This window comes from Bacillus sp. AFS077874, assembly GCF_002566505.1.
GTDB lineage: Bacteria > Bacillota > Bacilli > Bacillales > Bacillaceae_G > Gottfriedia.
In genome coordinates this window covers 169,671-184,687 of the sequence record NZ_NUYF01000005.1, presented here as the reverse complement: position 1 = coordinate 184,687, position 15,017 = coordinate 169,671, and the positions used below count along the sequence as shown (strand labels likewise).

The following is a 15,017-nucleotide window of genomic DNA, read 5'->3' as shown; positions in this document are numbered from 1 at the left end:
ATGAAATTAGGAGTATTCACGGTATTATTTGCGGATCAATCATTTGAAGAAATGCTTGATAAAGTTGCACACTCCGGATTAAAAGCTGTTGAAATAGGAACTGGTTGTTACCCTGGGAATGCTCATTGTCCGTTAAATGATTTATTAGAAAGTGAGCAACTAAGAAGAGAGTATATTGAAAAAGTAGAAAAACGTGGATTAACGATTAGCGCTTTTAGTTGTCATGGAAATCCTTTATCACCTGATAAAGAGTTTGCAAAGGAATCCCATGATGTACTTGCTAAAACGATTAAACTGGCTTCGCTATTAAGTGTACCAGTTGTAAATTGCTTTTCTGGAACAAGTGGTGACCATGAAGAAGCAAAGTTTCCAAGTTGGCCTGTAACTGCTTGGCCAAATGAGTATAGGGATGTTCTAAATTGGCAATGGGAAGAAAAGCTAATTCCTTATTGGAAAGAAATGGGCAAATTTGCGGAGGATCATCAAGTAAAAATTGGGCTAGAACTACATGGTGGCTTTTTAGTTCATACTCCATATACATTATTAAAGTTGCGTAAAGAAACTAGTGATGCAATTGGTGCTAATTTGGATCCTAGTCATCTTTGGTGGCAAGGGATTGATCCTGTAGCAGCGATTAAAATACTTGGAAAAGAAAATGCGATTCATCATTTCCATGCAAAAGATACTTATATCGATCAAGATAATGTAAATATGTATGGTTTAACTGATATGCAACCTTATGGTGAAGTTCAAACTAGAGCTTGGACATTCAGATCGGTAGGTTGTGGACATAGTTTGAAAGATTGGTCCGATATGATGAGTGCACTACGTACTTTTGGATATGATTATGTCGTTAGTATTGAACATGAAGACCCGATCATGTCGATTGAAGAAGGGTTTTCACGTGCTGTAAAAAACTTACAGTCTGTATTAATAAATGAAGAGCCATCACAAATGTGGTGGACTTGATAAAAGATAAGTAACAATCTAAAAAAAGTTGGTGTAAAAATGGAAAAATTAAGAGTTGCGATTATAGGTTGTGGAAATATTTTTTTAATGCATGCACAACCTGCTTTCATAAGAGAAAATGTTGAATTAGTAGCGGTTTGTGACATTAAGGAAGAGCGAGCAAAAGAGAAAGCTGAACAATTCAAATGTACTTATTATACAAACTATCTGGAGCTTTTTGAGAAAGAAAGTTTAGATGTTATCCATATTTGCTTACCACATTATTTACATGCGCTGGTTGCAATTGAAGCCGCAAAACGAAAAATCCATGTTCTTACTGAAAAGCCTATGTCTATTCATTATTCTGATGCACAGGAAATGGTAGAAACAGCAAAAAATAATCGAGTAAAATTAGGTGTCATTTTCCAAAATAGGTATAATCCAGGATCAGTTCTAATTAAAGAAATGTTACAAAATGGTACTTTAGGTAAAATTAAATCTGGAAAACTATCAGTAACTTGGGACCGTTCTGATGAGTACTATTTAACTAGTGATTGGAAAGGGACTTGGGAAAAAGAAGGTGGCGGTGTAGTCATTGACCAAGCTATTCATACGATGGATTTGATGCGATGGTTCGTTGATGATGAGATTGAATATGTTGACGCGACAATTAGTAATAGAGCACATGAAATAATTGAAGTTGAAGATTGTGCAGAAGGAGTTATTAAGTATAGAAACGGAGTAGTTACGGCTTTTCATACAATAAATTATTATTCTTATGATGCACCAGTTACGATTGAGCTGCATTGTGAAAACGGAATTGCTAAAATGGTTGCTGACCGTGGAGTAGTCTCTTTAAACGATGGAAGAGAGTTCGTTGCTGATAACAATCCAAATGAAACCTTTGATTATGGCAATGGTGCGAAAGGATATTGGGGCGTAAGTCATGTAAAACAGATTAATAATTTTTATGAATCATTGAATGATCATTCTCAGTTACATATAACTGGTGAAGAAGCGATGAAAACTCAAAAAATGATTTGTGCAATCTATGAATCAGGTAAGAAAAAAGAGAGGATTTATTTATAAACTATTTTAACCCCTTAAAATTTAAGCGTTAGACCGAGAAAAAGTAAATGATGTGGACGGTTTCGTTCATGTTATTTGCTTTTTTTATTTTTAAAAAGCACCTTTGAAATTTTAAGGGAAATTTTACTTACTGTGTTCTTTCACCAATATGAAGACGATTGGTAATTGGCCACAATGGTTTATGTTTGATAAATATTTTAGTATTCAAGCTGGTGAAAGCAATGGAGATATAATTTTTTTGCTATTAAAAGCCTTAACTAATTACCTTTTAGCAACCAAGGATTTTAGCATATTAGCAAAAAATTTCATTTACCGTACGTAGTACATTTAAAATAACTACAAGAAAAACAAGCTTACTAGAACATACTAGAGGACATATGAGTACAAAAATAGGATAGAAATAGCAGATATCATATCAGCTTTTCTATCCTTCATTTTTATGTGTGACAATAAATATACACATTTAATATATTTACACATTTGTTTGCAACCAATTAAAACCAAAAGGCAATAACCCAATCAATCATTTAGTCTATATCAAAGATTTTGATATGGACGAATTTTAACCACCATAATAAAGTATAAAATAACTAATATGATAGGGTTACTTACGAGATAATTCAATCTGATTCTTAATACTCTCAGTTAATAGGAACTCAGTGTTCTGCCAGTCAGGATAGAGTTACATTATTTTCTGTTTTGCTTCATCCTCTGTCTCTGATATTTGGACTGCATTTAGTAAATCATCCATGTACTTTTTATCAATTTCAAAAATTGATGTATCCGTCGGGGCTCCATGCCCAGGATAGACCGTCGGTTCGAGTGGTCCGAATTTCACTTTGAGTAGTTCTAACTGTTCCTGCCAGTTTTTGATATGCTCTCGCTCAACCCCAACACCTAGCCAAATGTGAACTTTATTGTAAGTTAGATCTGAACTGATGAGCGCATTCAGGTCGCGAGAGTAAAGGGTGGTCACATGGGCACTCTCAGTTGGTGGATAATCCGCTTTGACTTCAAGTACACTACCTCCTGGAAGAACTATTTCATTTGTTTCTAATACTTCCAATCGCAGCTTATAATCAAATCCATCAGGATATTTTTCAGATTTAGGTTTCATGTCCGGTTCACCTTCAAGCCAATTAACAGAATCCATCCATTCAGTAAAATTGATGATATCATCTTTTATTTCCTGTGAAGCAACGACAATTATAAGATCAGGAAACTCCTGCAACATAGCCCCCATACCGAGATAATGATCCGGATGTCCGTGTGTAATTAGCATTGTCTTTGGTATTGAACCCTTTGATAGTGCAAGTGCCGCTACTTTTCGTGCCTCCTCGCTGTTTCGTGTGCAGTCTACAATAAAGGTTCCTTTATTATCTGAAAAAATATAAGCATTTACATTAGCTTCTTCTGCATGGTATACGTTAATAGCAAGTTTTTGTTCTTTCATTTTTCAATTCCTCACATTTATCAAAAATAGTATTTATAGATATCGTTATCCTAAATTAATTTTCCTTCGCACATTATTACCTTTTACTAATTGGTTTAATAATACATACGTAATTTCATAAACATACTTTTACAGCAAACTAATTAAAATAAGCAATATAAAGTAAGTCAGATCTATTATACCTTTACCAATATTATGAGTATATATGGTACTTTTTTGTGCTTATGGTACTTCAAAGTTCCTATTTGTTTCTTAGTAACAATGAGAATTTTAATATATATAACTATTGGAGATGTAGTATCTTAATGGCTAATTTTCCTTTACATTTTCAAATTTGTGTATAAAAAAAAGAACCATTGAGAAAGGTTCTTCGTCGAATATACACTTCAAAGCAATCTTTGAATATGATGGGTATATATGGAAAATAATACTTGATGCTGAAAAGAGGTATATTATGAATCATTTATCGAGGATGCCAGTTCAACAAAGTGACACAGGGGCGTCTGATAGTGTTATAAGTATGAAAATTCAACAGATGAATGAAAATCCGACGGTTCATGATTTTCGATCCATTGATGAATTTGAAAGTATGTTGCGAAATAATATCACTTTAAGTGCGAGAGCTATGTTTCAAAATAGATTAAGCTTTGCAGTATTTGCAAAATCACGATGTAATCCAATGTACTGGCAATTAATGAGAACAGGAGGGTTCCTATTAAGGCAAGGTGTAAGACCTTCTGACGCGATTAATGATATTTACTTTAATAGTTCATTATATGCGTTTGAATGTGCAACGGCAATGGTCATTATCTATTACCATGCGGTCCTAAATCTGATTGGTGAAGACTTATTTAATCAAATTTTTCAAAACATCTATTTATACGGCTGGCATACTGATCCTAACTTAGGAATAGGTGCCCAGTATTCTGACCGAATTTTACCTGGGGATATCGTATATTTTAATAATCCAGAATTTAGTCCACTAACCCCTGAGTGGAGAGGAGAAAATGCAGTTGTTCTTGGTGATGGTACGTATTTTGGACATGGATTAGGGATAATGACAGCCGAACAAATGATTTTTTCATTAAATAATATGAGATGGCCAGGTGCATATCGGTCTGCCTATCTTTCTAATTCTGTTACTAGACCGAATTTTAAACATTTGGCGGAATTATCGAGTTGGCAACGAGACTATTCAATTAATAAAAATAGGAATATAGTATTGCATCATAACCAAAGTTCGATTTCATTTGATTTTTATATGTATTTGTTAAATTTGTTTATGTGATATTAAATAGTTATCGTGAATACTTAAATAAAAGCAAAGTGAGGTCTTGGCTGAATGTTTTATTTGCCGAAACCTCACTTTTTTTTAGCTAAATGCACTTTTTTCTGAAAATATTAAAGAAGGTTACAAAGTAACTTCAGTTGGTACTGGACTTTAATATAGTCAACATTTAAATTAATTTTAAAAGGAAGTAATACTTAAACAGTAAGTAGAATAAATAATAGGCGTTATTTTAAGGAATAGAGGTGCTATTTTTAATGGAAGTTATTGTTCGAAAGTATAGAACCATTTTCTTTATACTGATAATACTTATAAATATTATTTACATAATCTTTGACAATAAAAAAATAGAAACAATTACATCAATTGTAACTTTAGCGATTGCTACTATACTTTATACTATAAAAATGAGATATGATAATACGGACATAAGGAACAAATAGTTGTACGGTATTTTGAACTAACACATTGAATAGTTGAAGAACACGAGCGGCTTTTTTATTCAACAAAATTGTAGAATAGTTAAGAAAATTATTTTCTACTTCTTCAAAATAACTTAAAACATTAGTTAAAGTTCAAGAGCAACCATAGTTTGTTCTTTTTTTTGTAGTAAATTACATTTAGTTAAAAAAACTGACTTTCTTATATTGTAGGAGTGAATCTAAAGTGGACAAACAATTTGAGTCTCAATTAATAAAAGAAATTGAAAGTTTTATATTATGGTCTAAAACATGCGAAAAATCTTACAGAGAATGGGAGACCGATTATCTTCATTGGGATCGAATATACAAATCTACCAATAACTTAATTAAAAAAATACCAGTAGAAAATTGGAGTAGTAAATTAGTTAATAAATTTTTATTTATTTTAGCAAGAGATAATGAGTGTGAAAACATTATTTGCCAGTTAATTGATCATCCGAATCAACTGATTAAATTAGCTAAACACTCAGTATCTTTTAATGATTTTGAGGCTAGATGGCAGATTGCCTATGGACTAGGAGAAATTACAGACTTTGGAATAGAGGTTAAACAACTCCTACAAAAATATATACTTGATGAAGAAGAGTATGTCAGTAGAAGAGCTGCATTTGGGTATGAAAAAAATTTTAGTTCAACTAATGTAAGCATTAATAAAAAATAAAATACTAAGTAAAAAGGTGTATTATGAAAGAAATTTGGATTGAAGCTGAACAGTGGGCAAACGAATATGATATATATGATGCAAATACAGATGTGAAAGTAATATTTGAAGATGGCACAGAAGGAGATGCAACCTTTATTACATATAAAAATATTTTGAGTTTAGGAGAAAAAAATCAAGCTAATTGCGAGTGTCTGGGCGGTAAATATTTTTGGGTAAGTGATATGTTATTGATAGAAGATATAAGTCGTGAAACTATAACAAATTTTGTAGTTCATCTTCTTATTTAAAATGAGCTTATTAAAAAACGGATACGAGAGTTGCCTTAAAGTAACATCTTATTTAAAAGTCATATCATAGATATGGCTTTTTTGTTTCAATACAACTACTTTTATAATTGACGTAAACATTGAACTATTTTCATCAAAACTCGATAAAAAAGGGATTAAATTATTAAAGAAAAAGTATTGAATAATGTACCTGAATTATGGAGCAAATATGGTTTCCTAGATTCATATAATCGAGACGTTACATCAAACTGGGTGTCAGATCGAGTAATTGGAATTGATAAAGGTGTGACATTGCTGATGATTGAAAACTATCAAACAGGATTAATATGGGATTTATACATGAAAAACGATTTTGTAAAGAATGGAGCTAAAATATTAGGTTGGAAACACAATAACTTAATTTCTTCTTAAATTATATCTGAGATGTAAAAGTGGGCGATGGATGATTAAAATACTTCAGTGCTCACTTTTTAAATAAAAATGTAAGATTTTTCATTTAGGTACAAAGGGTGAAAAAAATGTAGGAAAATTTTACTTAATTTTGATAAAATTAAAATATGTATTGTATTCATCTACATTTAATCTAAACGTAATAAAAGTAAAAAATATAAAAAATAGGCTTTTTGGTATACATAGAATGGAGGATATGGGATGGCGGGAATAAAAGATATTGCCAAAGAAGCTGGTGTTTCCATTTCAACAGTGTCATATGCATTGAATGGTAGCCCAAAAGTAACAGAAGAAACTCGAAGCAGAATTATGAAGATCGCAAATAGATTAGGTTATGTTCCTAATGCAGCGGCAAGAATGTTAAAGGTTAAAGAAACAAAAATTATTGGAGTATTTTTAGCTGATTATGGAGGTTATTTTTACGGACCACTATTAAGAGGAATGAGACAAGCTCTAAACGACAAAGGGTATGAATTAATTGCATGTTCTGGCGTACAATCTCACCGACTTTTACTAGAAAAAGTAATTGACGGTGGAATCATTTTAGATCAAGCTTTTTCAGATGAAGAACTTTTAGATTATGCTGAAAAAAATTATAAAATGGTAGTAATGGATCGAGAATTACAGCACAAAAATATTAAAGGAGTTCTATTAGATAATAACGGTGGAGCTAAATTAGCGACTAAAGAACTTCTTAAAAATGATGTCAAAAAAGTATATGTTGTAACAGGGCCAGAAGGATCATATGATTCAAGAAAACGTATGGAAGGTGTTAGAGAAGAATTAGCAAATTACCCTGAAATTGAGTTAATTGAAATCGGTGGAAATTTCATGAAAGATTCAGGAGAGTTAGCAGCAAAACAAATCTTTTCAAACTATACTGAACCAAGTGCAGTTTTCTGTTTAAATGATGAAATGGCGATTGGGATCTATAACTATTTACAAGATACAGATTACAAAGTAGGCAAAGATGTTTTTATTGTAGGTTTTGATAATATTGAATTATCACAATATGTAACACCTAGATTAAGTACAGTATCTTATTCTACATTTGATTGGGGTTCATTAGCGGCTAAAAATTTATTGAAACTCATATTTAACGAAGTTGTTGAGAATAAGAAAATTGAAGTTTCATTAACTGTTGGAGGTTCTTCTTAAGAATAAAATTATATCAGAAACTTAAGTTTTTCTTAAAAAAGAGAGGTTTAAGTTTCTTTTTTTATGTCTAATACTGAAAATTTCACATACCGTATTGTGAGGAAATAACGAAAAAAACAGTTTTTAATAGTCAATATTGAACAGATGACCTAATTTAAAAAGAACATAACTTGGAATTCAACCTCTTTTACTAATATGACAGGAAATTATACTGAGCTTGTCGAAATATTGAACTATATAAATTCTACCAAAGGACTGAATGCTTTTGAACACATTATTGTTAACAGGTTTTGAACCTTTTCTGAACTTTTCAATTAATCCTACAGAAGAAATTGTGAAAGAGTTAAATAATCAAGAGGTTGGAGGGTTACAAATTATCGGGGCAGTTTTACCTGTTGATTTTAGTACAGTGGGTAATGAGTTACTAAAATTGTTTCATAAGTATAACCCATCGGCGGTTATATCATTAGGATTAGCAGGTGGTAGATTTAAAATAACGCCTGAACGAATTGCCATAAATTGCAATGATGGTGCAGCGGATAATAAAGGGAATAAATATGCAGGGGCTAAAATTGATCCAGAAGGCCCGGATGGACTATTTACAACACTTCCAATTCAAAAGATTGTTAATGAATTAAACAATCACAAATTTCCAGCTGAAATATCCGATTCTGCTGGTACTTATTTGTGTAATAACGTTATGTATCAAATGCTTAATGAATTAAAAAAATTAAACAAGAAAATTCCTAGTGGCTTTATTCATATTCCAGCTTCACATGAAATGGCCGTAATTGATCGGAAGTTGCCAAGTTGGTCGCAAACAGATTTGACGAATGCTATAAAGCTTGCAATTGAAGTAATTAGTCTAAATGACTAGCACTAAATTAGATATTTTTCCATTAGGTTGCTTTGGCTTAGTATGTTATTTAGGTGATTCGATTTCAATGGAAACAAATAATCTAGTACATGCTTTCTCAGAATATCTAAAAACTAAATTAATGACGAAAATAACAGCAGTCGTACCATCTTATCATTCGATTACGATTTTTTATGATTCAATTAACTGTTCATACACGGATATAAACCAAGAAATAAAATCTCATTTTAATCGTTATAATGGTTCAAAAATTAACAGAGAACACATAATTTATGAAATTCCTATTTGTTTTAATGCCACTTTTGGGACAGAACTTCAAAAAGTAGCAGAAGATAATAAACTAAAAACAGAAGAGGTAGTTCGACTTTATCTAGAAAAAGTGTATCCCATTTATATGATTGGATTTATACCTGGGTTTCCGTATCTTGGCGGGTTAAATTCTAAACTATCAACTTCAAGACTAATCAAGCCCAAAACAGTTTTAAAGGGTTCGGTTGGAATTGCTGGAAATCAAACTGGGATTTATCCATTTGAATCTCCAGGTGGTTGGAATATTATTGGACGTACTCCAATTTCAATATTTTCAAGGAAAAATAATGGCACAGAAAACTTTAAACCTGGAGATTTAGTGAAATTTTTTGAGATTACTATCGAAGAATTTAATCAGATTGAACAGCTAGTGAAAGTGGACAACTATTCAATTAAAAAGGAAGTGCGTTTTATTGATTCACATTGATTTAAACTGTGACTTAGGTGAAAGTTTTGGAAATTACAAAATAAATGATGAGCAAATTATGCCACATATTACTTCAGCCAATATCGCTTGCGGATATCATGCAGGAGATCCATTTGTAATTTATGAAACAGTAAAATTAGCAAAACAGTATAATTTATCAATTGGTGCGCATCCAAGTTTTCCTGATTTACTTGGTTTTGGTAGAAGAGAAATGAAGTTCAGTGAAGAAGAAATATATAAATTAGTTCTCTATCAGATTGGTGCACTTTATTCGGTATGCAAAGTAAACCAAGTTGAACTTCGTCATTTAAAGCCTCATGGTGCACTTTATAATATGGCAGCTACAAATTTGAAACTCGCTTTAGCAATTACAAAAGCAATGAAAGACTTCGATTCTTCACTAACCTTATATGGACTAGCAAATAGCAAATTAATAGATGCAGCGATTGAAATGAATATTCCTTTTTCTTCAGAAGTATTTGCAGATCGAGCTTATGGTGATGATGGTTTATTAGTACCACGTAATCAATTAAACGCGGTTCATCACAATACGAAAGATGCCATTAATCAGGCACTTCAAATTGTAACAACCAAAACCGTATCGACAATTTCAGGTAAAGATATTCCAATTCAAGCTGATACCATGTGTATTCATAGTGATTCAGAAATTTCGATTAAATTAGCGAGCGAATTACGTAAGGTATTTAGTGAAAATAATATACTTGTTAAGTCTATAGGAGCGTAATACTTTGAAAGAGCTTTTTGAAGTTTTACAAAAAGGCGTAACTGTTTCAATTCAAGATATTGGTAGAAACAAATTTAGACATTTAGGTATTCCTGTTTCTGGTGCTATGGACAAGTTAGCTTATCAAATTGGAAATCTATTAATAGGTAATAAATTAAACGTGGCTAGTATCGAAATTGCGTTGGGTGGTACCCTTCTAAAAGCATTAAATCAATTTTCAATCGTCATTACAGGTGGAAATTTGAAACCTACTATTAACGGTAGATTAATTGAGATGAATAAAATAATCGACATAGCAAAAGGGGAAATTTTGACTTTTAACGGGGGGAATTCTGGTGTTTATTCATATATATCAGTACCCGGCGGTATTAAAAGTGAATCTCATTTCGAAAGTCAGTCATCGTATGAGCCTGCTTCTCTTGGATTAATTCCTAAAAAAGGTACCAAAATTTATGGTTCAAGCTCTTCTTATAAACTAGTGAAAAATGGACTAAAACATGAGTATATTCCAATCTATCCAAAGCATAATTTGGTTCATTTTATAAAAAGTAGTCATTTTGAGAAAATACCTCACCAGATAAAATCACAAATTTTATCTGAACCACTTACAATTGGTACGTTTAATCGAATGGGAATGTATTTAAGTTCAAAAAAATCTAATTTAGAACCGTTTGATTCAAATATTCTATCAGAAGGCACTACTTTTGGAACGATCCAAGTACTACCAACTGGCCAACCAATTATCTTACTAGCAGACTCTCAAACTACAGGCGGATATGCAACATTAGGTACAATAATTTATTCAGACCTTTGGAAACTTGTACAAATGCAACAAGGAAATACAATTCAATTAATACCAGTAGATCTAGATGAGGCGAGACTTTTAAATAAAAAGCTTCATTTATTTTTAAACTATTTACAAATTGAATGTAGAAATAAGGAGAGATAAATATGGAAAGTTTACTTGCAAAATTATTTGATGCGACGGAAAAAGGCGAAAATGAAATTGTAATGGAGTTAATAAATGAGCAGCCAAATTTGATTCACGAAGAAAATGAGCATGGGTTAACATTACTTGGAATCGCAGCTCATTACGGTCAATATGAAGTTGTAAAAACTTTAGTAAAAAATGGTGCACAAATCAATGCAATTTCTCACTCAAAGCTTTCATTCATACCGCAAAACACAGCACTCCATGCAGCAATCGCAGGTGCTAAATCAATTGAAGTCATCGATTTTCTTTTAACTAATGGAGCAGATCCTAATATTAACGACAGTGAAGGTCACACTCCATTACATATCGCAGCATTTGAAGGGAATACGTCTATTGCTGAACATTTGTTAAAAAACGGTGCTGAAATTAAAACGAATAATTCTGGTAAAACTCCAATTGAAATTGCTGAAGAGCGTGGTAATAAAGCGTTTATCAATTTTATAAAAGAAGTAACTTTATGATTATCTGTAGTGTTGTGATGACTGTTATGTCACAGCACTTTTTGTTATGATAAAAGAAAGACTAGTAAAAGAGGAATAAGTATTGAGAATTAATGTTTATATTAGCGCATCAGGTTTTTGTTCTAGAAGAGCGGCAGAACGATTGGTTGCTTCAGGACAGGTTAAAATTAACGGACTAACTGCTGAAAAAAACAGCATAGTAGAAGAAGACGATCTTGTACAAGTTAATGATGAAGTGATTTACATAACGAGTGAAAAAGACTATATCATTCTAAATAAACCAGTAGGAATTACTTGTACAGGATTACAAACTGTAGAAGGAAATATAATAGATTTTGTCAATTATCCAAAGAGAATTTTTCCAATAGGCAGATTAGATAAAGATTCGGAAGGATTAATCATCCTTACAAACGACGGTCCTATTGCACATAAAATTTTACATAGTGAACATGGACATGAAAAAGAATATATTGTCACAGTCGATCAGCCAATTAATGAAGATTTTATTAATGGCATGTCAAATGGGGTACTTATAGGAACAGTTTTAACTAAAAAATGTAAAGTTGAAAAAATAGATGAATCTACATTCCGAATTATTTTAACGCAAGGCTTAAATCGTCAAATTCGGAAAATGGCAAAAAGTTTTGGATTTAAAGTGATTAAATTAAAGAGAATTCGAATTATGAATATCCATTTGGTTAATCTAGAAATAGGTAAATGGAGAAAATTAACAGAAAACGAATTAGTTAATTTAAAAGAACAATTGAAAGAGGAAGAATCAAATGAAAATTTTAATTGATGCAGATGGCTGTCCAGTAGTTTCAGAAACAATTAAAATTGCAGCAGAATTTAAGATAAACGTTCTTTTATTATGTGATACTGCCCATATAATGCAAAGAGAGGGCGCCGAAACGATCGTTGTTTCACAAGGTGCGGATGCAGTTGATTTTGCTTTAGTAAATCGAGTTGTAAACGGAGATCTCGTCATTACTCAAGATTATGGTCTTGCTGCAATGGTTTTATCAAAGCAAGCTTATGTATTGAATCAAAACGGTTTTCAATATACAAATGAAAATATTGATTCACTTTTGCATACTCGATATGTTTCAAAGAAAATTCGAAATGCAGGTGGACGAGTAAAGGGACCAAAAAAACGTCAGAAGCTTGATAATACAAATTTCGAAAACGGATTAAGAAAATTACTTTCTTCAATTTCTTTATAGTAAAATAGAATGGTACAAATAAAATAAAAAAGGAGGCAAGCATGTTAACACTTGCAAGAGAAAATTTAAAAAAGTATTTTGGATATGAAAATTTTAGAGCCGGACAAGAACAAATTATTGAACGAGTTTTATCAGGAAAGCACACAGCTGGTATCATGCCTACAGGTGGTGGAAAGTCGATCTGTTATCAAATTCCAGCGACAATTCTCCAAGGAGTTACCCTCGTCATTTCTCCTTTAATCTCTTTAATGAAAGACCAGGTAGATGCATTGCATCAAGTAGGTATTCCTTCCACATTTATTAACAGTTCACTTTCTTATAATGAAGTAAATGAAAGAATGATGGATTTAAGTTATGGTGAATACAAAATTCTATATGTTGCACCTGAACGATTAGAATCAGAAAGCTTTATCAATGAATTAAAAAGATTGCCAATCTTACTTGTAGCGGTAGATGAAGCACACTGTATATCGTCATGGGGACATGATTTTAGACCAAGTTACTTACGTATAAAAAACCTAATACAAGAATTGCCAACGAACCCAACAATACTGGCACTTACTGCGACGGCAACTCCTCAAGTTAAATCTGATATTTGTAATCAATTAGGAATAATTGAGGAAACGACAATCATTACAGGCTTTGAAAGAGAGAACTTGTCATTTAAAGTCATTAGAGGACAAAATAGATTAGATTATATTTGTAATTACATAAAACAAAATAAAAACGAATCAGGGATTATTTACGCCGCAACTAGAAAAGAAGTAGATAATGTTACGAATAAATTAAAAAATCTTGGTATCTCTGTTGGTAAATATCATGCAGGCTTAAGCGATGCAGAACGTTCAAAACAACAGGATGCATTTTTACAAGATAATATTAATGTTATGGTCGCTACGAATGCATTTGGAATGGGAATTGACAAAAGTAATGTTAGATACGTAATCCATTACCAAATGCCTAAAAATATGGAAAGCTATTATCAAGAGGCTGGAAGAGCAGGACGAGATGGATTAGAAAGTGAATGTATTTTACTTTTTACTGCACAAGATGTTCAAATACAAAGATTTTTAATTGAACAATCTACTTTTGAACAGAATCGTCTAAAACAAGAAATTTCAAAACTACAATCAATGAAAGATTACAGTTATTGCGAAACATGTTTACAGGCATTCATTTTAAAATACTTTGGGGATGAAACTGACCACTCCTGTGGTAAATGTAGTAATTGTATTGATCAAAGAACTTCAATAGACATTACAATTGATGCTCAAATCGTTTTATCATGCATTATTCGAATGGGCGAAAGATTTGGTAAAACGATGGTTGCGTCTGTTCTAACAGGATCAATGAATAAAAAATTAATAGAATTAAATTTTCATACTTTAACGACATACGGTTTATTCAAAACCCGTACATTAAAAAGTGTCGGCGATTTAATTGATTATTTAACATCGGAACAATTTATTGGCGTTACTAGCGGTAAATTCCCATTGTTAACTGTAACAAATAGAGGAAGAGAAGTACTTTTAAATAAAATAAACGTAATGAAAAAAGAAGAAATCCAAGTTACTGAAATTACACACGTTGATAATAATTTATTCGATCAACTACGAAGTTTACGTAAAGAAATTGCTACTGAACTTGGAGTACCACCTTTTATCGTATTTGCAGATAGTACTTTACGAGATTTATGTAAATTACTCCCTACAACTGATGAAGAATTCTTACATTCAAAAGGTGTCGGATTGCAAAAACAACAAAAATTTGGTAAGCAATTTATAGAAGTAATCAAGAAGTATAAAGAAGAAAACCATATTGAAGTTGAGACAACAAAACCAAAAGCGACAACTATTAATAAAGTACCTTCACACAAAATATCATACGAATCTTATCAAAACGGACTTACTATTTCTGAAATTGCAAAAGAGAGAGGATTAAATACAACTACTGTTGAAAATCATATTCTGCAAAGTGCAATGGAAGATGATCAGTTTGATTGGGATGAAGTAGTACCTTTTGATATTGAAAAACAAATTAAAGAAGTCATTAATACAGTTGGAAGCGAAAAACTTCGTCCTATAAAAGATGAGTTACCTTCTGAAATTAGTTATTTCATGATTAAGGCAGTGATTATGAAATCTGCAACATAATATAAACTT

The 15,017-nt window shown here is 31.8% G+C and carries 16 protein-coding genes; 15 read left to right on the top strand and 1 reads right to left on the bottom strand.

Going from position 1 to position 15,017, the window contains the following annotated elements:
• Both COJ46_RS02665 and COJ46_RS02660 read left to right on the top strand, forming a co-directional pair.
• Window positions 1-969: a sugar phosphate isomerase/epimerase family protein gene (locus COJ46_RS02665; protein WP_097977507.1), complete on the top strand. Its 969-nt coding sequence runs from the start codon at window positions 1-3 to the stop codon at window positions 967-969.
• A gap of 39 nt (window positions 970-1,008) precedes the next feature.
• The gene (locus COJ46_RS02660; RefSeq protein WP_097977505.1) at window positions 1,009-2,037 is read left to right on the top strand and encodes a Gfo/Idh/MocA family protein; all 1,029 of its coding nucleotides are present in this window, start codon (window positions 1,009-1,011) and stop codon (window positions 2,035-2,037) included.
• A 682-nt stretch (window positions 2,038-2,719) separates the two neighbouring features.
• Here the strand turns inward: COJ46_RS02660 and COJ46_RS02655 are convergent.
• Window positions 2,720-3,490: an MBL fold metallo-hydrolase gene (locus tag COJ46_RS02655; RefSeq protein ID WP_097977503.1), complete on the bottom strand. Its 771-nt coding sequence runs from the start codon at window positions 3,488-3,490 to the stop codon at window positions 2,720-2,722.
• Between the two features lie 454 nt (window positions 3,491-3,944).
• Here COJ46_RS02655 and COJ46_RS02650 point away from each other — a divergent pair, with 454 nt between their 5' ends.
• From COJ46_RS02650 to recQ, 13 genes are all read left to right on the top strand, one after another.
• Window positions 3,945-4,778 carry a protein-glutamine gamma-glutamyltransferase gene (locus tag COJ46_RS02650; protein WP_097977502.1) on the top strand — a complete coding sequence of 278 codons (834 nt, stop codon included), beginning with the start codon at window positions 3,945-3,947 and terminating at the stop codon, window positions 4,776-4,778.
• A gap of 666 nt (window positions 4,779-5,444) precedes the next feature.
• On the top strand, window positions 5,445-5,921 hold the full coding sequence (locus COJ46_RS02640; RefSeq protein WP_098565685.1) for a hypothetical protein: 477 nt from the start codon (window positions 5,445-5,447) through the stop codon (window positions 5,919-5,921).
• A 23-nt stretch (window positions 5,922-5,944) separates the two neighbouring features.
• Window positions 5,945-6,211: a hypothetical protein gene (locus tag COJ46_RS02635; protein WP_097977498.1), complete on the top strand. Its 267-nt coding sequence runs from the start codon at window positions 5,945-5,947 to the stop codon at window positions 6,209-6,211.
• Window positions 6,212-6,388: 177 nt separating this feature from the next.
• Window positions 6,389-6,622: a glucoamylase family protein gene (locus COJ46_RS02630; RefSeq protein ID WP_217993270.1), complete on the top strand. Its 234-nt coding sequence runs from the start codon at window positions 6,389-6,391 to the stop codon at window positions 6,620-6,622.
• Between the two features lie 240 nt (window positions 6,623-6,862).
• A complete protein-coding gene (locus COJ46_RS02625) occupies window positions 6,863-7,819 on the top strand; it encodes a LacI family DNA-binding transcriptional regulator (protein WP_097977494.1) in 957 nt (318 codons plus the stop codon).
• Between the two features lie 259 nt (window positions 7,820-8,078).
• Entirely contained in the window at window positions 8,079-8,696 is a 618-nt protein-coding gene (locus COJ46_RS02620; RefSeq protein ID WP_335448835.1) for a pyroglutamyl-peptidase I, read from the top strand.
• A complete protein-coding gene (pxpB, locus tag COJ46_RS02615; RefSeq protein ID WP_097977491.1) occupies window positions 8,689-9,432 on the top strand; it encodes a 5-oxoprolinase subunit PxpB in 744 nt (247 codons plus the stop codon). The genes COJ46_RS02620 and pxpB overlap by 8 nt, the downstream gene beginning before the upstream one ends.
• Entirely contained in the window at window positions 9,422-10,177 is a 756-nt protein-coding gene (locus tag COJ46_RS02610; protein WP_286133616.1) for a 5-oxoprolinase subunit PxpA, read from the top strand. The genes pxpB and COJ46_RS02610 overlap by 11 nt, the downstream gene beginning before the upstream one ends.
• A 4-nt stretch (window positions 10,178-10,181) precedes the next feature.
• A complete protein-coding gene (locus COJ46_RS02605) occupies window positions 10,182-11,126 on the top strand; it encodes a 5-oxoprolinase subunit C family protein (protein ID WP_098565684.1) in 945 nt (314 codons plus the stop codon).
• A 2-nt stretch (window positions 11,127-11,128) separates the two neighbouring features.
• Complete coding sequence (locus COJ46_RS02600; RefSeq protein ID WP_097977485.1) at window positions 11,129-11,632, top strand: ankyrin repeat domain-containing protein; 504 nt, start codon at window positions 11,129-11,131, stop codon at window positions 11,630-11,632.
• 82 nt (window positions 11,633-11,714) lie between these two features.
• On the top strand, window positions 11,715-12,431 hold the full coding sequence (locus tag COJ46_RS02595; RefSeq protein WP_097977484.1) for a pseudouridine synthase: 717 nt from the start codon (window positions 11,715-11,717) through the stop codon (window positions 12,429-12,431).
• Window positions 12,415-12,855, top strand: coding sequence for a YaiI/YqxD family protein (locus tag COJ46_RS02590; protein WP_097977482.1), 441 nt, complete (start codon window positions 12,415-12,417; stop codon window positions 12,853-12,855). Before COJ46_RS02595 ends, COJ46_RS02590 begins: the two co-directional genes overlap by 17 nt.
• A gap of 41 nt (window positions 12,856-12,896) precedes the next feature.
• Entirely contained in the window at window positions 12,897-15,008 is a 2,112-nt protein-coding gene (gene recQ, locus COJ46_RS02585; protein ID WP_097977480.1) for a DNA helicase RecQ, read from the top strand.
• The last annotated feature ends 9 nt before the right edge of the window (window positions 15,009-15,017 follow it).